We start from the raw sequence: 25,398 nt of genomic DNA, 5'->3' as shown, positions 1-25,398 counted from the left end.
AAATAATGGTACGTTTCATTTTTGTTACCGGCGGCGTTGTTTCATCACTTGGTAAAGGTCTAACGGCAGCATCTCTTGCTATGCTATTACAAGCGAAAGGATTTAAAGTTTGCGTATGAAAACTAGACCCTTATCTTAACGTCGACCCTGGGACTATGAATCCTCACGAACACGGAGAAGTATATGTAACGGATGACGGAGCAGAAACTGATCTAGATCTTGGACATTATGAACGTTTTACCGGAGTTTCCTCGTGCAAGTTTGATAGCATCACGACAGGAGCGATATACTCAAAATTACTTAAAGATGAACGTTTAGGAAATTACACCGGCGTTACCGTTCAAATCATCCCGCATGTTACAAATATAATAAAAGATTTTATACTTTCAAACACCAAGGGCTTTGATTTTATTATTTGTGAAATAGGAGGTACAGTCGGTGATATTGAAGGTCTACCGTTTTTTGAAGCTATAAGGCAAATCGGTAACAAATTAAAAAGCGAGAATTGTTTATTTATTCAATTTAACATTATTACCTTATGTTAAAACTGCCCGTGAATTAAAAACAAAACCTACCCAACACTCAGTTAAAGAATTACGTGCTATAGGTATTACACCTAATATACTAGTCTGTCGTGCAGAACGTAACATTTCAAAAAGCGAAATAGATAAAATAGCTTTATTTTGTAATATAGAATCTGAGTATGTTATTCCAGCAATAGATCAAAAAATATATATTTAGTACCGATTGCGTATCATAATTCAGGTCTTGACAATAAAGTATTAAAATTTTTTAATATTAATGTCGTACCGTCCAAATTAGATAAATGGTATGATATAATTGGTAGGCTAAAAGATTCTAATTCAAAAGTAAGAATTGCTATAATAGCTAATATCATAAATTAAAAGATGCTTATAAATCAGTAATCGAGGCACTTGATCATGCAGGTATTTATTACAAATACAAAATTGATTTAGTATGGATAAATGCTGAAAATCTAACTGAAGAGAATATTAATAAAAAATTATTAAATATAGACGGGATTTTAGTACCAGGCGGATTTGGAGAACGGGCAACTAAAAGAAAAATTACAGCAATAACATATGCCCGTACTAATAACATACCTTTTTTTGGAATATGTTTCGGTATGCAACTTGCGACAATCGAAATAGCTCAGAACTTAATCGGTATTAAAGATGCAGTAACGGAAGAATTTAAAGTAGACGGTACAAAAATTATTGAGAAAATAAATAAAAACTGTGAAGACTCAAAAATAACAATTGAAAATAGACATCTTTCCAAAGTCGCTTATAGGGAGGAATTTGAAGGAGACACGGAACGCAGAACCGCAGCGTACACAAACGTACGTGAGGATTCGAGTTACCGGATCGACGTACAAATTACCCCTAGAAGCGAAGTTTGGGAAGATGTCTGATGTAAAAAAGACTATGAGGCTCGGCTCTTATCCTTGTAGTTTGGTTGCAAGTACCATTGCAGCTAATGCTTATAAAAGCCTTGAAATAAATGAGAGACATCGTCATAGATATAAATTTAATAATGAATTTCAAAATATTTTTGAAAAAAACGGAGTAGTATTTAGCGGTTTTTCAAAAGATGAAGAGATTGTAGAAATAATTGAACTACCGGAACTTCGTTGGTTCGTAGGAGTACAATTTCATCCGGAATTTAAATCTAAACCTTTTGAAGCTCATCCGTTATTTATTCAGTTTATTAAAGCAGCGATTGAGTATAACAAATGTAATTAACAACAATATATGAGACTATTTTAAAAAATCTTGACATAGTTTTTATTATAGTCTAGGTTGCATAAAAAATAATATAGCCGGACAGTTTTTGAAAAACGTTGGGGGTCATCCCTACAAAAGTCTTGTTGCGTGGAACGGTTTTTCCGTCATTGCGAGCAGCCATAGGCTGCGTGGCAATCTCATGAAATAATAACAAACTCCTGAGATTGCTTCGTCGAATTACTACGTAATTCTTCTCGCAATGACGACTCTAGTATCCACTCCGGTACTAAAAAAATAAGCTCATAGTAAATCAATGGATGCCGTGGATTCTAACTTCACAATTTGGAATAAAGCCAGAAACAGTAAATTTAGGCATATAGTATGGCCGATTAGATCGTATGAATTAACCAAGTTCATCCCGATGGCTTTACTAATGTTTTTTATTCTACTTAATCAAAACTTAGTTCGTAGTATTAAAGATAGTTTTGTTGTTACCTTAATTAGCTCGGAAGTATTGAGTTTTATCAAACTTTGGGGCGAAATGCCGATGGGAATTTTATTTGTTATTCTTTATTCTAAACTCTGTAATATTATGACAACAGAGCAAGTTTTTAGGGTAATTACCGGTACTTTTTTATTTTTCTTTGCAATTTTTGGTTTTATTTTATTTCCATACAGAGAGTTTTTTCATCCCGATCCCGAATTAATTAAGCACTATATCACTGTTCTTCCTCACTTAAAATGGTTTTTAATAATTTGGGGACAGTGGAGTTTAGTATTATTTTATATTATGGGAGAATTATGGCCAGTTATAGTATTTACTCTTTTATATTGGCAGCTTGCAAATAAAATTACTAAAGTCGAAGAAGCACCGAGATTTTACTCATTTTTTACTTTATTTGGACAAACTAATTTACTCATCTCAGGAACCGTAATTATTTATTTTGCTAAGAGTGAGCATTTCTTATTACCTTTATTTTCTCATCTAAACGATACAAATGAAATCCTTTTAAAATCATTTATTACGGTTATTTTAATATCCGGATTAATTTGTCTAGCTCTTCATAAACTTATTGATAAATCAGTCGTAGAAACAGACAAAAATATTAAATTTAAAAACCAAAGAACGGATATATTAAAATTAAGCTTAATCGAAAGTGCAAAAGTAATATTAACTTCTAGATATCTCGGTTTTATTTGTCTTCTTGTAATGTCTTATTCTATGAGTATTAGCTTAATAGAAGGATTATGGATGTCAAAAGTAAAACAACTCTATCCTGCTACAAAGGATTTTATATCCTATCACGGTGAAGTGTTTTTTTGGACGGGAGTACTCACGTTAGTTAGTGCGTTTTTAGGAAGTAGTTTAATTAGAATATGCGGCTGGTTTTGGGGAGCTATTATAACACCGATTATGATGTTTGGAGCAGGCGTTATGTTCTTTTCATTCACGGTTTTTGAAAATCACCTAGGAAATATCGTAAATACTCTCGGTTATAGTTCGCCGCTTGTCGTTATAGTTTTTATCGGCGGACTTTGGCATGTACTTTCTAAATCCGTAAAATATTCACTTTTTGATGCTACTAAAGAAATGGTATATATTCCGCTCGATAGTGAAATGAAGACCAAAGGTAAAGCTGCCGTTGATGTTATGGGTACTAAAATCGGTAAATCAATAGGTGCTATTATTCAATTCATATCCTTTAGTATTTTCCCGAACGCCGTACATAACGACATAGCCGGTTTATTGATGTTTAGCTTTGTAATCGTATGTCTATTATGGCTATACGGCGTAAAAGTTTTATCGGAACACTATAATAAGATGATAAAACGTTGATAGTTTTGTGTATCATCCTGCAAGACATTGCCAGCGTGAATACCAAGTCGTCATTGCGAGCGGTCTTGTTGCGTGGATCAGTTTTACCTCTGTCATCCCCCGTGGCTTGACCACGGGATCCAGTTAAAAATACTAAAATTATTAGTATTTTTTATTGTTTTTATGGACCTAGTTAGCAAGCCACGGAGTAACACAGTAGGTTTTACCGGTCTACGCAACAATGCCTCCTCGCAATGACGACCTTTATATCCACACAACAATACTTTCTCGCAATGACGAGAAAACCAATCCACGCAGGAATGAAATCAAACCATACAACAAAGTCAGCTTAACCACTAGGGACAATCGTGAAATCGATCCACGTAATAGTTGATCAAACTACTGTTATTTTGAGCATCCTCTCCTATTAATCCTTGATCAAGTAAATCAAAAGCCTCATCCAAGCACTTATATAATGCATTTTCTTGAGCTACTTCCGAATAATCTTCGATTAACCCTAGATTTTGACAAGTAGTAACAAGTTTAGCTTTTAAACTATCACTCTCTTGATTTTCAATATAATCTAATATTATTTTTGAAACAGCTTGGCTACTATCCTTTGCTTTTTCATATTTATTTTTTAAGTTCTGTAATCTGTCAACATATACTCTTAACGTCTCTACTTCTTTACTTTGATATATTAAGCCCTTTATTTTTTCAATTCGTTTTATTAACCGCTCTGCCTCTTCATGCGGTTCTTTACATTGTCTTACTAAGTTTGCTTTTGTAAAATTAGTATTAGCATTATTATACATTAATAGTGAAAGAATAATTTTGTTTTCTACTGAGTTACGACCACAGTAATATAATACTTCACCCATCTGTTTATAGTCATTCACCGTAGCCCCATATTCAAGTAACATTTTGGCTTTTTCAAAATTACCTGTAACCTCTAAAGCAGTATCACCATTCTCATCTTGTATATTAGGATCAATATTTTTTTGAAGCAATTCTTTAAGCTCTACTAGGTCAGTTACATGATGTAGGGTACTTTTGTTTTCTGGGCTATCTACCGTACAAAGCTTACATCTTTACTATTAAGACTATTGTTAATACTAATGCGTAAATCATGAAACACATCTGGAACGGTTTTACATTCTTTTGCATTATTCCCCTTTCCTATACAAGATTTTAAAATATTTATTAACTTAGAAATTTTAGGCATAGTTATTTTCTTTTTTCTAGTTATTTTATTAAAATTCCATGTTTCATGGTATTTTTTTGACTCGGCATTATATTAATCTATTTTAATAAAGTCAATGTGAATGGTTAATTTTTATGAATTAACCAATTAACAATATAATTTAAAAATTCTTTTTTCTTGAATCTATTTGTAATATAGTAATAGGCATATTTAAGCATATTTAATATTTGTAGAGGGAGTAATGAAAAAAAATCCAAAAATCTCATTAATAGGTAGCGGTAACATAGGTGGTACGCTTGCTCACTTAATTAGCCTTAGAGAACTCGGTGATATTGTGTTATTTGACGTAGCTGAAGGAGTACCGCAAGGAAAAGCATTGGATCTGATGCAAGCCGGTACAATAGCCGGATCTGATATCAAAATAAAAGGCACAAACGACTATAAAGATATTGAAGGATCTGATGCAATAATTATTACTGCCGGTTTACCAAGAAAACCAGGAATGAGTAGAGACGATTTAATTAATATTAACACCGGTATTATGAAAAATGTTGCAGGGAATGTTAAAAAATACGCTCCTGATGCCTTTGTAATAGTAATTACCAATCCGCTTGACGTTATGGTATATGTCATGCTTAAAGAAAGCGGACTACCTCATAATAAAGTAATAGGTATGGCAGGCGTACTTGACTCATCAAGATTTAATCTTTTTCTCGCTGAAGAATTTAAAGTATCGGTTAGCAATGTTAATAGCACGGTTCTCGGCGGTCATGGTGATGCTATGGTACCTCTTGCAAGATATTCTACAATATCAGGCATACCGATACCTGACTTGATAAAAATGGGCTTATCAAGTAATGAGAATATTGAAAAAATAATCGATCGTACTAGAAACGGCGGCGGTGAGATTGTTGCATTACTTAAAACAGGTTCTGCTTATTATGCCCCTGCAGCCTCAGCAATAGAAATGCTTGAAGCATATTTAAAAGATAAACGTCAAATTCTAACTTGTGCCGCTTATCTACAAGGTGAATATGGGGTTAATGATTTATATGTCGGAGTACCTATTATTATAGGTAAAGAAGGTGTCATAAAAGTAATAGAACTACAGTTAACTCCAGAGGAAAAAGCACTATTTGATAAATCAGTCGAGGGAGTTAAAAAACTTATTGAGACGATAAAATAAATGATAAAATTATATTATTGAAGCACAAATGCAACAAGATTTAAAATATTGAATTAAATACTAATTATTAGTATTGTTAATTTAACATAAATGGTATTATATTTTGGTTTATTTTTATTAATAGAGGGAAATTATGAAACATAAGAATGAATTAGACCGGCTAATAAGAAATCTTTATTTAATAAAAAATACTAATTTAAATAATATTTTAGAAACAGATAAACTAGCTATAACACGTACAACTAATTTTATAGAAGCTCTAATAAACAAACTAGACCCCAGAAAGCCGGGACCGTATGTTTCTCAGCAACAAGCTAACTTCAAAGTAGCAAATGATAAAAATATACAGGGTGCTAGTAAAGAAATTTATTTAAAAAATCTACCTATTAGTATTGGTAAAGTTGAAGGCTTTAAGGAAGACGGAAAAGGTAGAAAAACAAAGGCTCAACTTGATGTCCTAATATCCCCTTCAGATTTTTCAGAATTATTAAGACTAAGTAATTCATTACCGATCACTAATGAGCAAGGATTAGAAATAAAGGGCAATATTAATCTATTGCAATTGATGGAAGAAGTGGTTCAGAAAGTAGGGAAAAATAGCTTAAATATACAGCAAGATAAAAAAATACTTACCTCACAAAAAAACGAACAAGCTATAACACACGCTCAACAAAAAGTAGAGCTTAGCCTTAAAGAAGAGATAATAAAGTTAAGGGAAGCAGTTCAAGAAACAATCAAAAATCCAACTAATAATGAAGAATTTAATAAGACATCAAAAGAAATTTTAGATTTGATTAATAATATCAACTCTCATCAACCATCTAGATTACAGGCAGCTAGAAATAAAATCCTGAGTAGCGGAGGAAGCCCTAATGCTAAAAATACAAAAATAGAAGAATTTTTTCTTGAACAACATGAATGGGATAAATTTCAAGAATTAAGAGAAAGATTACAAAAAATAAAAGAACCTAGAGAAAAATTAGATGAAATGAAAAATTTTTATGATGTGATTAATTCATTAGATAAAAATATCATTCTAAGAGCAATGCAAGAGAAACAAAAAGCTCAACAAGCTTCCAATCAAAAAGCACAAGAGATTATAAGAAGTAAATTTTTATACCTTGATAATGCCGGAGATTTTTCAGACGGTTTACAAAATTTATTTGAAGAGTTAAAAAATAAAGAAGAGAAAGGGCAAAAAGAACTTATAGAAGCTTCTAAAAATATATTCAGCAAAAGTATAGCAGTAAATAAAAATTACTTCCGTAATACTAATAATTCAAGCGAATTAGATTTACAATATAAGATGTTATTAATAGATCATGCAGATAATATATCCCAAAATATAAAGGAGGCTCTAGTCTTATATGCCGGAAGTAATAACAATAACCAGATTGATATATTATCTGAAGAATTAGCAAATAAATTTAAAAATATATCAAATTTAATAAGGCAAAATGAATCAGTACTACAGAAAGAAACAAGTAAATATTCTCCTTCTTTAGAAACTATACCTGAAGATTCTATACCTAAGTTATCACCGGCAATAGTACATTCCTCAACAGAACTTTTTGCAAAACTAGAAAACTCATTCAATGAACTAGAACAATTCACTGATAAAATATTAATAGATGCCGGCAAATCTTATGTACAACAGGCAAATATTAATCCTAAATCTAATAATGTTTCTAGAGCTTCTTCTATTGATTCAGGAATCGGTTCAAGTCAAGAAGAATTATCTACCACATTTGGAAAAAGCAGCTCTACTAATTTAATTGAAGCTCTTGATTTAGCACAAGCGAAAATTTTATCAAATTCAAATACAACAAAAGATAAGTTAACGGCAACAAAAGAACTACAAAAATCTATCCAACAAAAAGAAGTAAGCAATGAAAGACTTACTCAAGAAGAAATAGATAATATTTATAAAACACTAGGTATATTTGAAGAAATTAAGAAATATGAAAAGAGCGAAAATTCACGTGATCCTCGTTTGTTAAATAAAAACTACTATAAGCTAACTGACCCTCGTGAGGAGCGTAGAAGCGATAATATCGCTTTAGAGTGGGATGACACCGGAATGCTAACTACTGATACTGATTTAGAGTGGGATGACACCGGAATGCTGCCTCCTTCCCAAAATAGTGCCGTTTTAGATAAATTAAAAGAAGCAGTAGATGATTATATATCTGAGCTACAAAATGAAAAACTATCTATAGATACATCACCAAAGCAAGTTAATATCGATAATGTATTACCCCAAATACGTAACTTGTTTAATGATGAATTAGCTAAAGATACATCACCGAAGCAAGTTAATATCGATAATGTATTACCTAAAATACGTAACTTGTTTAATGATGAATTAGCTAAAGATACATCACCGAAGCAAGTTAATATCGACAATGTATTACCCCAAATACGTAACTTGTTTAATGATGAATTAGCTAAAGATACATCACCGAAGCAAGTTAATATCGACAATGTATTACCTAAAATACGTAACTTGTTTAATGATGAATTAGCTAAAGATACATCACCGAAACATGTTAATATCGATAATGTACTACCCAAAATACGCAATTTATTTAATGATGAATTAGCTAAAGATACATCACCGAAACAAGTTAATATCGACAATGTATTACCCCAAATACGTAACTTGTTTAATGATGAATTAGCTAAAGATACATCGCCAATGCAGGAAGCAATACCGACTCCTCCTGCTCTTTCCTGGAATACTCATCCTATATTCGGTGATACAATAAAGTTCTTAAAGAGATTTAAAGAAGAGATAGATAAATTTCCACAAGATTACACTAAAGCCTCTACCATACCTCTATATTTAAGTAATGTTAATAGAAATTTAGGAAGAAGCGAATTTTTAGCAAGTATGGTATCGACTTCTCAAAAAGATGAGAGAATTAACGATATATTAGATAAGCTTCAAAAAATTTCTACTAATTGTAGTAAGATAAGTAATAGTGATGATAAGTTTAATAAAGAGATTAAAGAATCTTTTGTAGAAATTAATACCACATTAAAAAATATAATAGAATATAAAGGACCCGAAATAGAATATTTAAATTCCAATATAGAAAAAGTTCAAAAGAATTTATCTCGTTTAGAATCTTTTACTTATGAATTATCTAAAAATACATATCCGAAACATACTAAGCAATCAACCCAAGAACAACCTAAAATATCTACAGGAGAAGTTACCGGTATAAAAGATAGAATAACAAAATTTGAAGCAGACTCTGACAGCAAAATCGAAAAATACTGGACAGAAGAAAAGAAACAGACTGTAGAAAAACAACATGAAAATACTCAATCTGACTATATAACTCCTAAGAAAAATTTTGAGTTTGAAAATCGAGGTAAAGAAATTAAAGAGAATAGCACCAAAAATTTAATAAACAAATTTGAAAAAGGCTTTGATAGTAAAATAACAAGATACTGGACATCACCGGAGGAATGGGATAAATGGGAGGAAGAAAAACAGAAAGGTACAGGGAAAGAGAATGAACTAATAAGACCTCGTACAAAATTTTTAATAGAACATTCTAAGCATGCTCAATCTAAAGATAATGCACCTAAAAGGCAAACTAAGAGTTATATAGAAGCTAGTGAAAATACACATATAAAAGAAGGCAATACAAAAAGCTTAAAAGACAAATTTGAAAACTTAGCAAAAGAAGCGAAGAAAATTGGAACACAGGCACAGCAAAACTCCAAACCTTCAAGTAGCCCTAGCATAAAACCTACAGGTCGCAGTAAAGACGGAAGAGTTATCTAAGACAATTGATGTTATTCTTGTTTTTGAGTCTGTTGCATGGCTCATTTATGTCATTCCCGCAAAAACAATAAAAAATACTAAAATTATTAGTATTTTTAACTGGATCCCGTGGTCAAGCCACGGGATGACAGAGATGAAATTGAGCCATGCAACAAAGCCTTTAGTCACTCGCAAGGCATTGTTGCGTGGATGGGTTTTCCGTCATTGCGAGAAGAATTACACAGTAATTCGACGAAGCAATCGGTTCGTGTATCCACGCAACAATACCCACTTGCAACGACGATTTAGTATCCATGTAAGGATAACATCTTACGTAAAACTAACACTGTACTCATTAATATTATAAGCAAAAATATGAAAAAGCTTAAAGTTAGAGATAGTGACTTAAAATTTTGCCACAACAACATACTAAAGAAAGGAGTAGTTGAGGATAGAATAATACCGCCAAAAGAATGAGATAGACTATAAAGCCTCATTTTAACATTAGTCTTAAACAAAGATTGAACAATAATTTGTAGCGGTACTGCATAAAATGCTGCAAGTCCTATTAATATAACGGGACAGAGAATATTAAATATTTGTTTGTATAACATTATTTGCATTCCTAAAGCAGCAATAATGCTGACAAATAAAGCCCATGTAATCTGTCTTAAAGGGTTTATTTTATCGGCAAGCAGCCCTGCAAAAACGGCTGATATTCCATAGGTAGTAGTAAGAGCTATATTCATAAATCTTATTTCAGGATGATTTACAAAAGCTATTTTTGTTAAAAAAACTCCTAAGAAAATTACTAAAAAATGATACACTCCTCCAATAGCACCGTTTATTAGTAATGCTATTATAAAAGATAGTTTATTATCTTTTATAATTTGTCGTATGGTACTTTTTGATGAAGGTTTATTTTTATAATATAAAAATTCACTACTTTCTTTAAAAAAATTTCCCATCAAAATAGCAAATAAACCAAATATTGCACCGATAAAGAAATTTAAACGCCATAAATACCAGATACTAGAATTACTAGCGTAATAATAAGCTATAGCCGCAAGTAATGCACCTATTTGGCTACAGCATGAAACTATTCCTATATTTAAATTTTTCCGATTATATCCTGTTTTTTCAGCTACATAAATTTTTATCCCGTCAACTTCTCCGGCAAGGCTTGCTAAAAAAACCATTCGACATAATGTTAGTATTACCGTAGCAAAAATACCTATCATCTCAAAGGAAGGAGTAATAGCAATTAATCCGGTAGAAATGCTACTCATGAACATTGATATCTTAATAGATTTAGTACGCCCGTATTTATCTCCGATAAATCCAAAAATTAAAGACCCTAAAGATCGTACTATAACGGCTGCACTAAGAATGGCAAAAAAACCGAGTAGTTGTTTATCCTGCTCTATATCAGGTAAGAAATTTTGTGCAAGAATACTAGCCGATAAACCGAATAGAGCATAATCATAATAACGGATAATCGTTGTAAAAAATGCAACTAAAAAAGCTGAATTAGACATATAATATTTTCTTTTGGTGACAACATCATATGATACAAACTCTTTAGGCTGTGTGAAAGAAAATTAATTTAATATATTTTACTATTGTAGTTTTAACTATAATATTTTATATTTGGTATATATTCAATTTTTAACCATTTTAAAAATATGCACTTAGAATATAAAGTTACTATATCTGAAAATGGCAGAATAAATATTCCTGCAAAAATTCGTGATCAATTACATCTTTCTTCAGGAGATCAGTTAATGCTAATACTTGGTAAAGAATTAACATTGATTCCTCTAAAAAATAAAATTTAATAATGAATAAATATATTTTAGATTCATCTGCTTTACTTGCATTATTTAACTCAGAAACCGGTAGTGACAAGGTCGAAGAATTATTACCGTTATCTATTATGTCTACAGTAAATATAGCAGAAGTAGTGGCTGAACTAGATAAAAAATTGAATATATCTTTTATTCAAAGTAAAGAAATGATCTCAGCTTCAATAAACAAAATTGTAGCCTTAGATTTTGATCAAGCTATAGAATTGGACACTTAAAGAAAGAAACAGAACAATTTGGTTTATCTCTTGGCGATAGAGCTTGTATTAGTCTAGGATTAATTACAGGATATCCTATATATACTGCAGATAAAATCTGGGCTAAACTGCAATTAAATTGTAAAATCATTCTAATTCGTTAATAGCTTATTTTAGATTAAATTTCCATTATGATACTATAATAATTACATTCCTCTTCCTGAGTTTTGCTTTTCTATTTTTTTTCTTTGTGCTTCCATAGCTTTTGCCAGTCCTTCTTTATGCTTATCTCCTTCCTGAGGTATTTGTTTACCAATATCTTTCGCCTCTTTTTTTACAATATTTGGAATTGACGGAGGAGGTGGTGGCGGTGGCGGAGGTGGTGGTGGGACAGAAAGACCACTCCCAGGCATTGGAGGCGGCACCGGTATAGTACCACTAGGCATAGTTGAAGTATTTTTTGAAGGTTGATTAGTAGCTTCTGCTTGCTGCTGCTTTATCTTCTCTTCTTTCATACGTTTTATAGCTGCTAATGCTCCTTGTTGCTGTAAATCTGCAGCTGTCGGTTCTCCTTTCGTAGGCGATGAGGGATTATTTTTATTATCAAACTTTTTTTCTCTATCTGAAGCACTATTAATAGTATTATATTCTTTTTCTATAGCTTTAAATTGATTATTAATAGATTCCAATTCTGCAACAATTTTCCATCTTTCTTCTCTAGTAATATTAGAATTAGCTTTTTTTTCTTCAAGCCCCTTTTTCTTATCTTCTAATTCTTTCTGTTTTTGCTTTAATTCTTCTAAAATTTTTGCATGATTATCTGTTTGGATTTTAGGTTCTTTATTTTGACTTATTGGAGTATCAACACTTTGCTTTCTTTGTGCATTCTTCCATGCTAACTCTTCTATAAAAGAATTAAATTTTGGCTTTTCTACTGGTTGAGATGAACTCTTTATTAGTATTTCTACCGGCTTTATTCCTATCTCTGCTTGTGTGAGATCTTCAAAACTCTCTTTAGAAGCCAAAGGTTTTTCAGGTATTTGTTGATTTGTTTGCTGTACAATTTCTGTAATTTCTTTAATATTTTTATGTAGTTCTGCAATAGAACTAGCTCTTTCTAATTCTTTTTTAGGATTTCTAATGTTCTCATACCGACTCTTTAAATCTTCCTTTAAATAATCATAAGTTGCTTTAATAGATGTTACTTTAGTTTCAAAGCTTGCGGTAATTTGTGCTGCTAATTTTAATGATTGTTCTGAAGGCTGCTTTCCTTCTTCACTTAAAGGCTGAATTATGATTTTAGACTTTTCTCCTGAAAACCATCTTGAAAATACACTTGGTTTATAGACTTGAATTTCTGCTTTACCGCCTTTCTCATCTTTAACTATTACACTCCCTTCATAACCGGTAAACTTATTAAGCAATGTTTTAGGATTTTTAAATTCTGCCGTTAAATTATTATTTTGTAATTTAGGAAAGATGTCTTGAATATTTCTTTTTTCTTCTAAGAATTTACTTAATTTTTTAAAAGTTTGATCATTTTGCGAACTTATATTATCTATCTCATAACCAGGACTACTATCTACAAAATTTAGTACGAAAGGTTTGGCTTTTATTCCGTCATATATCTTTTTCAAAAAATTATCATTAAAATTTTGACTTTCATTAGTACCCTTTAAATTATTCTTTAATTGCTCAAAAGTCATTTTTTTTGGTTCGGCAATACTAGGATTATGCAAGTCGGTATTAAGCATAATTGTTTGGTAAGCTAGTATATATGCGGCATCCTTACTTTTTATTTCACCGTTTAAATTTTGTTCATAATAGTTTGTCCCAAAACTTTCGACTAACCTATCTATTTTTTGAGCTTCGCCCGGTAATTTAAATGATTGTAAAAACCCACGTAAACTTTCTAAATAATCTTTTTCTTTAAAATCAAATTGCTTAGTAAAACTCTCTAATACTTTTTTATTATCGCCTCCAGCTGTTCCAAGATAATCTCCTACAAACTCTAAATTTAGATTACTTTTTTCCTCATAAAAAAATTTAGCAGTTTCTTCTGCAAAATCTTTATTATTATCAGCACACCATTTTTTAATTCTTACAATTCCGCTTTTTGGCTTATCATTAAAAAGTTTAATTACTTCGTTTTTTACTAATGAGTCCATTTTATCCCTCACAAATTAATTAAATGTAAAAGCCGCAATTTTTAATATTTTACTATCTGTTACTGTGGCTTGTAAGATTTTATTCAGAAATTGATATTAACAAACAATATAATTTTAGAGGCTAATTAGATAAGATTTTTGCAAGAATAGTTATTCATATTTCAAAAAAATCTTATAATTCGCAGCAAAAAAAATTAAATTATCGGTTAAAATTTATTTATAGATAGCCTCTTAAACCTCTTTTATAGCCTCAACGCAAGCAAAAGTTGCTATTTTTAGTATTTCATTAGCTGTTGCTGTAGCTTGAAGTATTTGAACGGGTTTTTCAAAACCGTTTGTTATAGGACCTATGAAGCTATTAGATGAAAATTCTTGTAATAATTCAGTAGAAATAGCCGCTGAATTTAAACCAGGCATAATTAATACATTTGCAGATCCTGATAATCTACAAAATTTATATAATTTACATAAATCACCGTCTAAAGCTACCTTAACCGACATCTCTCCATCATATTCAAAATCTACTTTCATGCCGCTTAGCTCTTCTTTGTCTTTACTAAAATTATCTAGTATATTTACTGCTTCACGAATACGAGCTGTTTTTTCCTTAAAAGCATTACCGAAGCTGGAAAAAGAAAGAAGAGCAACTCTTGGGGTAATCCCCATATTTTTAGCAATTTCTGCCGTTTGTGTTGCTATTTGAGCAAGCTCTAAGCTGTTTGGATATTCAGCAATACAATTATCAGAAATAATAATATTATTGTCTTTAGCAATCATAATTGAATAGCCAAGGATTCTACGATTAGGTTTTGGCGAAATTACTTTCATGATATCTTCTAAACTATCGATATAGCTTTTAGTAACACCGGTTAAAAGAGCATCACCGTCACCGCAAGCTACCATACAAGCAGCAAAAATATTCTTATCTGTTTTAACAAGTTTAGCACAATCACGATATAAATAGCCTTTTCTCTGAAGTCTTTTATATAAATAATCAATATATTTCTCTAAACTATCAGTTAAAGCTGCATTCATTATTTGAATTCCGTCTAAGCTAATATCTTGACCTATCTTTTTTAACGTAGCCTCAATTCGCTCAACACGACCGATTATAATCGGATGACCGTATTTCTCGTCTCGCATCATAAGGGCGGCAGAAATTACTTCTTCTTCTTCACCTTCAGCAAAAACAATCCGCTTAAGCGGTGCATTATGAATTTTTTCAGCTAAGAAATTCATATAGTTAGCAGTAGGGTTTAATCTACTCCCCAATTCTTTCCTATATTTACCTATACTAAAATCTTTAACCCTAGCAACGCCGCTTTCTATTGCAGCAACGGCAATCGCCGCTGCTACTACGGTAATTAAACGAGGATCAAACGGTACGGGAATGATGTATTCCTTACCGAAAACCATCTTACGCCCTGAGTAAGCTTTATACACCTCTTCCGGTACAGGTCTACGGGCTAAATCTGCAATAGCTTTTGCTGCTGCTATTTTCATTTCTGTATTAATGGTCCTTGCTCTTACGTCTAATGCTCCTCTAAAAATATAAGGAAATCCCATAACATTATTAATCTGATTATTATAATCAGATCGCCCTGTTGCTATAATTGCATCATCCCGCACAAGCTTTATATCTTCAGGAGTAATTTCCGGATCAGGGTTAGCCATAGCAAAAATAATCGGATTATTTGCCATCCCTTTCACCATCTCTTTAGTTACCGCCCCTTTTACCGATAACCCTATAAATACATCTGCATTATTTAAGCTTTCTGCTAAGGTTCTAACCTTAGTATCGCTTGCATATAGCTCTTTCCATTTATTCATACCTTCTAGGCGTCCTTTGTAAACAACGCCTTTAGTATCACATAAAATAATCTTTGATTTACCGACTCCAAGAGCAATTAATAAATCAATACAAGCAATGGCTGCAGCCCCTGCTCCGTTAACTACGATTTTTAAATCTTCAAGCTTGCGGTTAGTAAGATATGCTGCATTTATTAGCCCTGCGGCGGTAATAATCGCCGTTCCATGCTGATCGTCATGAAAGACCGGTATATCCATTAAAGATTTTAATTTTTCTTCTATAATAAAACATTCAGGAGCTTTAATATCTTCAAGATTAATACCCCCAAAACTATAACTGAGATATTTCACGGCATTAATAAATTCTTCAGGGTCTTCCGTATTCACTTCCAAGTCAATTGCATCAATATCGGCAAATTTTTTGAATAGTACGGCTTTTCCTTCCATTACCGGTTTTGAAGCAGCCGCTCCTAAATTACCAAGCCCAAGTACGGCAGTACCGTTAGAGATTACGGCAACTAAATTACCGCGGGCGGTATATTTATATACATCCTCTAAATTTTTAGCAATTTCAAGGCAAGGAGCAGCTACACCCGGTGAATACGCAAGCGATAAATCTTGCTGAGTAACTAAAGACTTTGTTGCAGAAATAGTGATTTTACCCGGTTTATCTTTTTCATGATATTCAAGGGCTTCAGCATAATTTATTTTATTCATTTCATCCATTTTAGAAATTCCTGTTTTGTTTGTTTTGGTTTTTCGTCATTGCGAGAAGAATTACGTAGTAATTCGACGAAGCAATCTCAGGAGGTTTAACGAGATTGCCACGTCGCTTCGCTCCTCGCAATGACGTGGTAAATTCACCCCATTATATACATAATAATTGATATAGTAACCACTGAGAAAAAAGTAGTAAATGTTATAATCGACGCCATAGAATCAGGATCACCGTCAAGCTGACGAGATAGAATATAAGCCGTACTTGCACATGGAAGACAGCTATATAATATTCCTACCGATCTATCTATCCCCTCAATTGACATTAACCATAATACTATTACGCTAACTAGAGGAAATGCAACTAATTTAATAAAGCTTGTAAACATTACATTGTGTAAAAGCTCTCGCCTAATAGTAAAATTAAGCCCTGCTCCAACATTTAACATACCAATAGCTAAAGCAGCATTAGAAAGACTATCTAGTGTTTTCTTAAGCCCTAAATGTAATTCAAGATTTGAGTAATTAAAAACGAACCCTACTAAACTTGCGATAATTAACGGGTTACGCACAATTAATTTCATCATTAAAACAAAACTAGTTCTAATAGTATTAGTAACGGATTTATTAGGGATATAATAAGCGAAAATCATTACCGATAAAATATTGGTAAAAATAATCATATAAGAAGAAATAACGGCGACAATAGAAAGCCCACTAGGACCAAGCAGAGGGCTACTTACTCCAAAAAAAATGTAGCTATTATAACGAATTGATCCTTGAAAAATGGAAGTAAATTGGATTTTATCTATGTTGTATTTTTTTTGGTAAATTATAAGACCAATTGATACAAGGATAGTGGAAATAATAAGAGCCACTACTAACTTAATTATCGATGCAACGCTTAAGTCGGCAGTAGATACGTAATTAAACAGCATGGCAGGAAATAGTACAAAATACGATAATTTCTCAATATCACGCCAAAATTCTTCTGAAGTTAACCATTTATTTTTGATAATACTACCAAGAAGCGTAATTAAAAAAATAGGTAACGTACTACAAAAAATTTCATTCATTTGTTAATAGTTTTTATTTTAACGTCATTGCGAGGAGCGAAGCGACACGGCAATCTCGTCAAATATCCTGAGATTGCCACGCTCCTTGCAGTCGCTCGCAATGACGATTTTAAAGCCCTTTACCCTACAACTTTCCTTCAACCAGCTTCTTCATTTCCTGCACCCCGTAAAGCTTTATGAAAGTCCCAAGTCTTGGACCTTCATTCTGTCCTAGCAATATCTGATATAAATCTTTAAAGTAATCACGCAGATTTTCATATCCTGCTTTCATTCCTATATCATATATTGCTTTCTGAATACTTTCCGCCTCTGTTTGATCAGATATGCTAGATAACATGTCTAATATATCTTGTAAAATAACCTTATGCTTTTCAGAAGGAGCTAAATATGATTTATGTGCTTTAATAAAGTCATTATAATATCTTATAGCAAATTCTGCTAAGTGGTCAAGATAAGGACTAGTCTTTGGAGTTGCTTTTGGCTCATATTTGCTAATAAATCCCCAAAGTACCGATTTATCGGAAGGATTACACACAGAAGTAAGATTTAAAAGCAACGCATAGGTAATACCAAAAGTCTCAATTTTTGGTACATTCCCGTGATGTATGTGATAAACTGGATTTGCAAAACGCTTTGCCCTATCCTCTTCTAAATGATATTTCTGATTAAAAGTAATATATTCATCAACATTTTTAGGTATTACATCAAAAAACAAACGCTTAGCTCTAGTCGGATTTTGGTACATAAATAATGCTATACTTTCAACGGGAGCATATTTAAGCCAATCATCGACGCTAATACTATTACCTTTTGATTTTGATATTTTCTCACCGTTTTCATCTAAAAATAGCTCATAACATAGCTGCACCGGCGGCTTGCCTCCTAGGATTCGGCAAATTTCTGAATAAAGTCGAGCATTTGCTAGATGGTCTTTGCCGTACATTTCATAATCGACTTTAAGAGCAGCCCAACGCATACCAAAATCCGGCTTCCACTGTAATTTACAATGCCCTCCCGTTACCGGTACTTCTACATAATTACCGTCCTCGTCTTTATACGTAACAGTACCTGCTTTAGCATCCCATTTCTCTATAGGTACTTGCAGTACCTTACCTGTTTTCGGGCATATAGGCATGAAAGGTGAATAGGTAGCCTTTCGCTCTTCTCTAAAAGTCGGTAGCATCAGCTCCATTATTTCGTCATATTTCTCTAGCACTCTTATCAGCATTTCATCAAACATACCCGCCTTATAACAGTTAGTACTGCTATAAAATTTATACTCAAAGCCGAATTTATCAAGAAATGAGCGAAGCTTTGCATTCATATAATGCCCATAACTTTCACATTCACCGAACGGATCAGGGATAGAAGTAAGCGGCATATCCATATATTGTGCTACCATTTCAGGATTTGGGATATTACTAGGAACTTTACGAAGTCCGTCCATATCATCAGAAAAGCAAATTAGCTTAGTAGGAATATCGGACAATTGCTCAAACGCTTTCTGCACCATCACCATACGAGCATTCTCACCAAAAGTACCGATATGAGGTAAACCTGAAGGACCATAACCCGTTTCAAATAATACATAATTTTTTTCAGGAGCTTTACCGTTTAAGCTGTCTAATATCTTCTTAGCTTCGACAAAAGGCCAAGCGTTTGACTTAATAGCATCTTCCCAAATTTCTGACATTTATTTTTCTTGCACTTTAATTAATAATCAGTGACAATATACTAAATTTATTTATTTGTAAAATATCAAATTAACGTCATTGCGAGGAGCGAAGCTTTGCTGCAATCTCGTCAAACTTCCTGAGATTGCCGCGTCGAGGCTTTGCCTCTCCTCGCAATGACATTTAAAAAAGAATCAAAAACCTCAAAAACCATGCCATTTACTACTATTATAAATTACATCAGAAAAGATAGCTATAAAGTTCTACATTTAGGACTAATTGCAATTTCTATAATAGCACTTGCTACCGCTTATATTGCTGAATATATATTCCATTATACACCCTGCCCTTTATGCGTTTACGAAAGGTTTCCCTATTTAACGCTAATCAAAATTTGCTTAACTGCTTTAATCATCAGACAATTAAGCAAATATACTTTAATATTCATTCTCCTAACTATCCTTAGCTCTTGCATATTATCAACATATCATAGCTTCGTAGAAAGAGGGATAGTACAACCAAGCGCTCTTTGCTCATCGATGATCCGTATCCCGAAAGGCTTGTCTATACAACATATCAAGCAAATGTTCTACTCTCAGCCAATCACTTCCTGCACGAAACCCGCAATCAAAATCTTCGGTATTTCTATGACAGAGTATAATCTACTCTTAAATATCGGTCTTCTAATCTGTTTACTCCTAGTTTGGTTTTATCCAAAATCTAATAAGTAATTAAAAAATTAACTATTAACTTGCAAAGATTAAAAATATTGTGTATAATATCACTTCATTATTTTTATATCATTCTTAAAAAATTAAGAATGATATAAAAATTATATGAAAATAATTATTTTAACTAATTTTAACAAGAGAAAAAACCATGATAAATGATAATAACAACAATTTATTTACAAAACTAGCTTATGGCGATCTTAGTGAAGTTCAAGCTTTATTAAAAAGTGAAGTCAATATTGACGAACACAAAAATGAGTATGGAGACACAGCATTATTTCATGCATTATTTTTGGGAGACTTAAAAAGAGCTAAATTATTACTTGAATATAATGCTAGTCCTAATATTCAGGATAATTACGGACAAACGATTTTATATAAACTCGTATTATCTAATTCTATAGATAAAATGGAATTTTTACTTCAAAATGCTGCTAATATTGACTTAGAAATAAAGAACGATCACGGTTTTACTCCTTTATATTCTTCAGTACTTGATGGAAATATAGAAGCTATCGAGCTTTTAATTTCAAAAATTTGCTGTATTTATACTTTTTTCTGGATTCCCGCCTACGCGGGAAGGCATTGTTGCGTGGACCTGTTTATCCGTCATTGCGAGGAAATTACGAAGTAATTGACGAAGCAATCCAGTAAAAAATTCTGATTTACAGAATTTTTTTAATTATTTCCTGGATTGCCGCGTCGCTTCGCTCCTCGCAATGACGACCTTCAGTATCCACGCAACAATGCCACGCGGGAATGACATCGAGTAGGTTTTTCGATCAATACATCAGATATTCACTTCTAATTTAACATCTCTTTCAACTCTTTTAAAGAAAAATTCGGTGGTTTTAAGTAGTCTAGTACTACCTTACCACTATCTAAGACTATAATCCTTTTGCCGTAATTTACGGCATCTTCCAAATTATGCGTGATCATAACGGAAGTTATCTTATGTTTCTCTATAATTTCTGCTGTTTTTTTCATCACTGCATGCGAAGCTTTCGGGTCTAAATTTGCAGTATGTTCATCTAGAAATAATATTTTAGGCGGATGAGCTATACTAAGTGCCAGCAGTATAATCTGCTTTTCGCCGCCGGAAAATTTACTGAGCGACTGTGAAAGTAAAGACCCAAAGCGTTTAGGCGAACCTGTAAGCTCTAGCACCTCGCTAGAAGTTAACCGTTCATTACTAGGGAATCTACTTTCCCACAGAATAATATTTTCCTCAAGCATTAGCTCGGTAAACAGCCTCTCTTCAGCCTTTTGCGTTAATGTAACCAGCGTACGAGCTTTCTGACCTTTAGGTATTTTATCGATTCTGATTTGATCTAAAAATACTTTCCCGCTAGTCGGCTTTAAATAACCGGCAAGTATTTTAGCTAAAGTAGACTTACCGCTACCGTTAGCCCCGAGTATTACAACAAACTCTTCTTTAGCAATATTTAGAGTAGTTTCCGTAATTATAGGCGTGGTTCTTTCCTTAACTTTGAACTCTATTTTTTCTGCACTCTATTTTTTCTGCATATAAATAAGGTTTCATAATTTTGTCTTTTTAATCGAAAATGTACTCGTTTTTTCCGTCATTGCGAGGAAAATTACGAAGTAATTGACGAAGTAATCCAGTTAAAAATGCATAGCATTTTTTTATTATTTTTCTAGATTGCCACGTCGCTTCGCTCCTCGCAATGACGGTTCAGGTATCCACGCGGGCAATGCCACACGGGAATGACATTACAAGTATTATTTCTTACCCACCGTACTGAGCGAAATAAACAATACTATCCCTAAAATAAGCTTAAGGTTTATAGGATCGATGCCAATTCGGAGTAAAACGCTCAAAGCAATAAAGTAAAATAATATACCTATAAAACAAGAAAATATCTCTTTTTATAGGTATATTATTTTACTTTTAAACGCATTAAAATTATTAGCATGGATTAAAAAATATACCGCCCTATAACAATCGCACCGATACCAACTAATGCCACTCCAAAACCCATATTAATATCGGCAAAACCGTTTATTTGTGCCGATAAAGTACCTGTTAAAGCAGCTAGGCAGTTGCTTATGCTAAGACCAAGCATGCGATAAAGCTCGGCAGGTTTTCCTAAATTAATCAATAAATCTTTATTAAAACCAAAAGCTCGAAGGAATAAACCGAGCTTACCTTTCAATAAAATTATAACAGCAAATATAATAAGACAATTAATTATTATTAAAGGCACTAACCAATTTTCGAGATCTAATATAGATAGCAGAGTCGGCATACCAAGAACCGATATATTAGGACGCTGCATAATTTGCAAGTTAACGGAATAAAGCATAAAACTTGCAAGTATTCCGGCTATAAGCCCGTTAATGCGGTTATTCTTCTGCATAAAACTAACTATGCTGCCGATAATTCCTCCTGCTATTACGGCAAATATTAATGCAAGAAATAACCCAAACGAAAGGCTGCGGGCAAATACGGCAGCTCCTAGTACATAAGTACCGTCTACGGTAAGATCGGTAATTTTCAAGATTCGATATTATATACATCCCTAAAATAAGCGGCAACATTATTAAGGATTGCTCAAGAGCAGTAACTAAAATGTTCATATTATTATACTTTATATTTAATGAAAAACAGTATACGAAGATCAACTTCAAAAAGAGTAATCGGTTCACAAGACGAGGAACGGAAGCCGTTACTTAATACGTGAGTACCGTAGTACTTGCAGAACGACGTAGCCAATTTTTGAAGTTCTATCTTAGTATACTACTCTTCGAGTTCTTTATGAGCGAAAGGAAGTACGGATAAATTTTCTTTAGTTAGAATATCTTGCTTTGATAGAGATTGAAGATTAATAAACAAAGTTAAGTCTTGCATATCCCCAAACAGAATATCTTTTGGTGCTATTCCTTGCAAGATTTTTTTTGCCATTAACCCCGCTTCTACGCCTATTTGCTTTTCTTGCACTCCTACGGCAATAGTTGCCCCGCTAATTACTGACCCTTCATCGGAAGCAATGATAGGAATACGGCGTTTAAATGCTTCTTGCTTTAAAATATTAATTCCGCTAACTACCAAATGATCTTTCAGAATTACAAAACTCTGCGTATTTTCAGGAGCATTTTTTACAGCGACCGGCATATCATTTAAATTTTGTATCATTACCGTGTGCAGAGAAATATTGTTTTTTCCAGTATATAATTTTAACATTTCTACTTCAGGTATAACTTTCTTGCTACTGCTATAAATTAAAGTGATATTCTGTAAAAAAGGTAATTTACTAATGGTGTCGGTGATTTTTATCTCATCGTTAACACCGGTAACTAAAGGTAGGTTTTTACTGTTAATCATAGCAGCAGCACAAACAATCGGTTTATTTGTTATATGAGAAATAACAGTTTGGCTGACTGTCGTGCCTATTGGAATTATTACATCAATATCCTGATCTTTTATTTGCTTTATAATAGCAAGTAAAATATTAGAATCAGCATGAGCATTTTTAACTATAATTTCTGCATCTATATCTTTTAGCGACTCTTTAATTCCCAATATAATCTCGGTCATTGCAGCATGTTCAAGCGGAACAATAATTGCTACTTTTTTTTGACCCGCATAAATTGCAGCTGTGATAAATAAAACAAAAAGAAAAGAATTTTTGAAAAATATTAGAGATAAACATTTTAATATCCTGTCATAAGTTATAATTTAATAATCAAAATCTAAATTTGCATATAGCAAACATATAAACGCAAAAAATTATCTACGCCAACGCCAATTTTGTATTAAACTATTAACCTTTAAAGATATCATAAATATTTTTAACTGTAGAAATATAAAGTAAAGATAAAAAACTTATCTTTCTTTGACTAGAAGCTAAATAGTCAAGAAAGCTCTACCTTAGAGGCTATCTGTAAATAAATTTTAAGGCTAATTAAATTATTTTTTGCTGCAAATAGTAAGATTTTTTTGAAATACAAATAATATTCTTTCAAAAATCTTATCAATTTTTGCTAAAAAAGCTCTTTAACTACTAATTAAACTTATTTACAGATGGTCTCTTAATTTTTAATGTTTAGCACCATTTTAAGATTATGTCAATAACCAATAAATAGTATTACCTAAAAGAATTGCCTGAGATAGCCTATACCTCGGTGTTATTACCGCTTCTGCGAAAAGTTATTATTACATAAAGTTGCTGCGTGGATCGATTGTACCTCTGTCATCCCGTGGCTTGACCTTATAGTACCGAGACAGTTTTTGTTCTAGGTCATTCCCGCGTAGGCGAGAATCCAGTAAAGTAAAGCTTAAAAAAAACTATGTAATAAAAAATCTTTAAAATTAAAGATTTTTTAGTCTGGATCCCCGCTTTTAGCTAGGATGACATCGAGATCTTTAAAAAAATGTCCGGTACTATGGGCTTGACCACGGGATCTAGTTAAAAATACTAAAATTATTAGTATTTTTATTGTTTTTATGGACCACGTGGTCAAGCGAACTAGGTGACACAGTGGGTTTTACCGCTCCTCGCAAGGCATTGTTGCGTGGACCGGTTTTCCCGTCATTGCAAGGAAATTACGAAGTAATCCAGTTAAAAATTCTGATTTACAGAATTTTTTTATTATTTTTTCTGGATTGCCGCGTCGCTTCGCTCCTTGCAATGACGGTTCAGATATCCACGCAGGCAATGCCCGCTCGCAATGACGATTCAGTACTTATGCAGCAAGGCTTGCAAAATGAAAAAGAAATTCATTTCTTAAACTCTGTATTTCCTGTTTGTTCTAATACCGTTTGCCCTATTAATTGCGATAGAACATCTTGACCTGCAGTCCAGCTTACTAGTGGCTCTTCACCTGTTAAACCGGTATCATAACGATCATCAATCTTAACAAAAATTAATACTTTAGCAATGCTAAGTCAATGAAAATTTAATATTATTCACAAGGTATAGATACTGATCTGACAAGGTCAATTATTATTTTTCTAATATTTGGATTTTGTACTCTAGTAAATGCTCTAGTTAAAGATAAAAGTTCTCTTTCCATAGTCCTTGATAATTCTTTATAATCAAAAGAGACGTCATTTTCATATTGCCCTTCTTCTTCAGCAATATTATTTAAGAAATCACTTTCTATTTCTTTGAATAGATATTCAATTTTATTATTAGAAGTATTTTCATCGTCAGTTTTTAACTTTTCTTCTTCAAAACTATTAAAGAAATACTTTAAAGGCGTATTTAAAACTTTTGCAAAAACATATAACCTACTTATAGGTATATTACTTAAACCTTCTTCATATTTTTTAACTTGGAGAGTACTAATATCTAAAGCTTGCCCTAATTCTTTTTGGCTAATACCTACAGCAAGACGTCGTTCTTTTAAACGTTCACTTGCGAGTTTGTCCGGATGTTTTATTGAATCATTCATTTTAACAATAAG

General features: G+C 32.6%; 16 protein-coding genes and 10 pseudogenes. 11 read left to right on the top strand and 15 right to left on the bottom strand.

The features are described from left to right. Nucleotides 1–5: 5 nt before the first annotated feature. Nucleotides 6–1,766, top strand: a pseudogene (locus BN1174_RS06905) (CTP synthase). A gap of 52 nt (nucleotides 1,767–1,818) precedes the next feature. Here BN1174_RS06905 and BN1174_RS10295 read toward each other — a convergent pair. Then, the gene (locus BN1174_RS10295; protein WP_156138535.1) at nucleotides 1,819–1,962 is read right to left on the bottom strand and encodes a hypothetical protein; all 144 of its coding nucleotides are present in this window, start codon (nucleotides 1,960–1,962) and stop codon (nucleotides 1,819–1,821) included. Nucleotides 1,963–2,061: 99 nt separating this feature from the next. Here BN1174_RS10295 and tlc2 point away from each other — a divergent pair, with 99 nt between their 5' ends. Beyond that, complete coding sequence (gene tlc2, locus BN1174_RS06900; protein WP_040257571.1) at nucleotides 2,062–3,585, top strand: nucleotide exchange transporter Tlc2; 1,524 nt, start codon at nucleotides 2,062–2,064, stop codon at nucleotides 3,583–3,585. Nucleotides 3,586–3,645: 60 nt separating this feature from the next. On the opposite strand, the pseudogene BN1174_RS11975 reads toward tlc2, so the two are convergent. From BN1174_RS11975 to BN1174_RS06890, 3 genes and pseudogenes are all read right to left on the bottom strand, one after another. Continuing rightward, nucleotides 3,646–3,815, bottom strand: a pseudogene (locus BN1174_RS11975) (tRNA lysidine(34) synthetase TilS); the annotation flags it as partial. A 105-nt stretch (nucleotides 3,816–3,920) separates the two neighbouring features. Continuing rightward, nucleotides 3,921–4,574 carry a hypothetical protein gene (locus tag BN1174_RS11970; protein WP_231555838.1) on the bottom strand — a complete coding sequence of 218 codons (654 nt, stop codon included), beginning with the start codon at nucleotides 4,572–4,574 and terminating at the stop codon, nucleotides 3,921–3,923. Between the two features lie 59 nt (nucleotides 4,575–4,633). Beyond that, nucleotides 4,634–4,789 (bottom strand): hypothetical protein, encoded by a 156-nt coding sequence (locus BN1174_RS06890; protein WP_040257569.1) that lies wholly within the window; start codon nucleotides 4,787–4,789, stop codon nucleotides 4,634–4,636. A gap of 220 nt (nucleotides 4,790–5,009) precedes the next feature. On the opposite strand from BN1174_RS06890, the gene mdh reads away from it, so the two are divergent. The 5 genes and pseudogenes from mdh (at nucleotide 5,010) to BN1174_RS10275 (ending at nucleotide 10,041) form a co-directional block, all read left to right on the top strand. Then, nucleotides 5,010–5,954, top strand: a complete 945-nt coding sequence (mdh, locus tag BN1174_RS06885) for a malate dehydrogenase (RefSeq protein WP_040257568.1) — start codon at nucleotides 5,010–5,012, stop codon at nucleotides 5,952–5,954. 2,893 nt (nucleotides 5,955–8,847) lie between these two features. Continuing rightward, nucleotides 8,848–9,060: pseudogene (locus BN1174_RS12785) on the top strand (hypothetical protein); the annotation flags it as partial. Continuing rightward, nucleotides 9,049–9,426: pseudogene (locus tag BN1174_RS12780) on the top strand (hypothetical protein); the annotation flags it as partial. The pseudogenes BN1174_RS12785 and BN1174_RS12780, both read left to right, overlap by 12 nt. Before the next feature lie 147 nt (nucleotides 9,427–9,573). Continuing rightward, the gene (locus BN1174_RS12775) at nucleotides 9,574–9,753 is read left to right on the top strand and encodes a hypothetical protein (protein WP_082022377.1); all 180 of its coding nucleotides are present in this window, start codon (nucleotides 9,574–9,576) and stop codon (nucleotides 9,751–9,753) included. A gap of 108 nt (nucleotides 9,754–9,861) precedes the next feature. Then, a complete protein-coding gene (locus BN1174_RS10275) occupies nucleotides 9,862–10,041 on the top strand; it encodes a hypothetical protein (protein WP_156138534.1) in 180 nt (59 codons plus the stop codon). On the opposite strand, the gene BN1174_RS06870 is transcribed toward BN1174_RS10275, so the two are convergent. Next, a complete protein-coding gene (locus BN1174_RS06870) occupies nucleotides 10,038–11,270 on the bottom strand; it encodes an MFS transporter (RefSeq protein WP_040257566.1) in 1,233 nt (410 codons plus the stop codon). The genes BN1174_RS10275 and BN1174_RS06870 overlap by 4 nt on opposite strands. Nucleotides 11,271–11,417: 147 nt before the next feature. On the opposite strand from BN1174_RS06870, the pseudogene BN1174_RS06865 reads away from it, so the two are divergent. Together BN1174_RS06865 and BN1174_RS06860 are read left to right on the top strand one after the other, a co-directional pair. Continuing rightward, a pseudogene (locus tag BN1174_RS06865) lies at nucleotides 11,418–11,567 on the top strand (AbrB/MazE/SpoVT family DNA-binding domain-containing protein); the annotation flags it as partial. A 5-nt stretch (nucleotides 11,568–11,572) separates the two neighbouring features. Next, a pseudogene (locus BN1174_RS06860) lies at nucleotides 11,573–11,958 on the top strand (type II toxin-antitoxin system VapC family toxin). A 42-nt stretch (nucleotides 11,959–12,000) separates the two neighbouring features. Here the strand turns inward: BN1174_RS06860 and ralF are convergent. The 4 genes from ralF to BN1174_RS06840 form a co-directional block, all read right to left on the bottom strand. Next, nucleotides 12,001–13,962 (bottom strand): T4SS guanine nucleotide exchange effector RalF, encoded by a 1,962-nt coding sequence (gene ralF / locus BN1174_RS06855; RefSeq protein ID WP_040257564.1) that lies wholly within the window; start codon nucleotides 13,960–13,962, stop codon nucleotides 12,001–12,003. A 231-nt stretch (nucleotides 13,963–14,193) separates the two neighbouring features. After that, complete coding sequence (locus tag BN1174_RS06850; protein ID WP_040257562.1) at nucleotides 14,194–16,497, bottom strand: NADP-dependent malic enzyme; 2,304 nt, start codon at nucleotides 16,495–16,497, stop codon at nucleotides 14,194–14,196. A gap of 134 nt (nucleotides 16,498–16,631) precedes the next feature. Then, nucleotides 16,632–17,564: an AEC family transporter gene (locus tag BN1174_RS06845; RefSeq protein ID WP_040257560.1), complete on the bottom strand. Its 933-nt coding sequence runs from the start codon at nucleotides 17,562–17,564 to the stop codon at nucleotides 16,632–16,634. Between the two features lie 124 nt (nucleotides 17,565–17,688). Next, nucleotides 17,689–19,257 (bottom strand): lysine--tRNA ligase, encoded by a 1,569-nt coding sequence (locus BN1174_RS06840; RefSeq protein ID WP_040257558.1) that lies wholly within the window; start codon nucleotides 19,255–19,257, stop codon nucleotides 17,689–17,691. A 192-nt stretch (nucleotides 19,258–19,449) separates the two neighbouring features. Here BN1174_RS06840 and BN1174_RS09205 point away from each other — a divergent pair, with 192 nt between their 5' ends. Continuing rightward, a complete protein-coding gene (locus BN1174_RS09205; protein WP_082022325.1) occupies nucleotides 19,450–19,968 on the top strand; it encodes a disulfide bond formation protein B in 519 nt (172 codons plus the stop codon). A gap of 148 nt (nucleotides 19,969–20,116) precedes the next feature. Then, entirely contained in the window at nucleotides 20,117–20,602 is a 486-nt protein-coding gene (locus BN1174_RS06835) for an ankyrin repeat domain-containing protein (RefSeq protein WP_040257556.1), read from the top strand. A 170-nt stretch (nucleotides 20,603–20,772) separates the two neighbouring features. On the opposite strand, the gene BN1174_RS06830 is transcribed toward BN1174_RS06835, so the two are convergent. The 6 genes and pseudogenes from BN1174_RS06830 to BN1174_RS06815 all read right to left on the bottom strand — a co-directional run bounded on the left by BN1174_RS06830 (nucleotide 20,773) and on the right by BN1174_RS06815 (nucleotide 25,386). Then, a complete protein-coding gene (locus BN1174_RS06830; protein WP_408005896.1) occupies nucleotides 20,773–21,468 on the bottom strand; it encodes an ATP-binding cassette domain-containing protein in 696 nt (231 codons plus the stop codon). Between the two features lie 76 nt (nucleotides 21,469–21,544). After that, nucleotides 21,545–21,658, bottom strand: a pseudogene (locus tag BN1174_RS12770) (lytic transglycosylase domain-containing protein); the annotation flags it as partial. A 53-nt stretch (nucleotides 21,659–21,711) separates the two neighbouring features. Next, nucleotides 21,712–22,569 (bottom strand): annotated as a pseudogene (locus BN1174_RS06825) (ABC transporter permease). A 160-nt stretch (nucleotides 22,570–22,729) separates the two neighbouring features. After that, a pseudogene (locus tag BN1174_RS06820) lies at nucleotides 22,730–23,642 on the bottom strand (ABC transporter substrate binding protein). A 1,067-nt stretch (nucleotides 23,643–24,709) separates the two neighbouring features. Continuing rightward, nucleotides 24,710–24,841 (bottom strand): annotated as a pseudogene (locus BN1174_RS09195) (negative regulator of beta-lactamase); the annotation flags it as partial. A 53-nt stretch (nucleotides 24,842–24,894) separates the two neighbouring features. Beyond that, on the bottom strand, nucleotides 24,895–25,386 hold the full coding sequence (locus BN1174_RS06815; RefSeq protein ID WP_040257552.1) for a helix-turn-helix domain-containing protein: 492 nt from the start codon (nucleotides 25,384–25,386) through the stop codon (nucleotides 24,895–24,897). Nucleotides 25,387–25,398 lie beyond the last annotated feature (12 nt).

Origin of the sequence: Rickettsia hoogstraalii (genome assembly GCF_000825685.1) — a bacterium.
Taxonomy (GTDB): Bacteria; Pseudomonadota; Alphaproteobacteria; order Rickettsiales; family Rickettsiaceae; genus Rickettsia; species Rickettsia hoogstraalii.
Note: the sequence above shows the minus strand (reverse complement) of the source record. Positions and strands in the feature narration are given on the sequence as shown.

What these genes read in the sequence shown, in the direction of transcription:
- mdh (WP_040257568.1), top strand. Translation starts at nt 5,010, where the DNA reads ATGAAAAAAAATCCAAAAATCTCATTAATAGGTAGCGGTAACATAGGT.
- BN1174_RS06845 (WP_040257560.1), bottom strand. Translation starts at nt 17,564, where the DNA reads ATGAATGAAATTTTTTGTAGTACGTTACCTATTTTTTTAATTACGCTT.
- BN1174_RS06870 (WP_040257566.1), bottom strand. Translation starts at nt 11,270, where the DNA reads ATGTCTAATTCAGCTTTTTTAGTTGCATTTTTTACAACGATTATCCGT.
- BN1174_RS06890 (WP_040257569.1), bottom strand. Translation starts at nt 4,789, where the DNA reads ATGCCTAAAATTTCTAAGTTAATAAATATTTTAAAATCTTGTATAGGA.
- tlc2 (WP_040257571.1), top strand. Translation starts at nt 2,062, where the DNA reads ATGGATGCCGTGGATTCTAACTTCACAATTTGGAATAAAGCCAGAAAC.
- BN1174_RS06840 (WP_040257558.1), bottom strand. Translation starts at nt 19,257, where the DNA reads ATGTCAGAAATTTGGGAAGATGCTATTAAGTCAAACGCTTGGCCTTTT.
- BN1174_RS06815 (WP_040257552.1), bottom strand. Translation starts at nt 25,386, where the DNA reads ATGAATGATTCAATAAAACATCCGGACAAACTCGCAAGTGAACGTTTA.
- BN1174_RS06835 (WP_040257556.1), top strand. Translation starts at nt 20,117, where the DNA reads ATGATAAATGATAATAACAACAATTTATTTACAAAACTAGCTTATGGC.
- BN1174_RS09205 (WP_082022325.1), top strand. Translation starts at nt 19,450, where the DNA reads ATGCCATTTACTACTATTATAAATTACATCAGAAAAGATAGCTATAAA.
- BN1174_RS06850 (WP_040257562.1), bottom strand. Translation starts at nt 16,497, where the DNA reads ATGGATGAAATGAATAAAATAAATTATGCTGAAGCCCTTGAATATCAT.
- ralF (WP_040257564.1), bottom strand. Translation starts at nt 13,962, where the DNA reads ATGGACTCATTAGTAAAAAACGAAGTAATTAAACTTTTTAATGATAAG.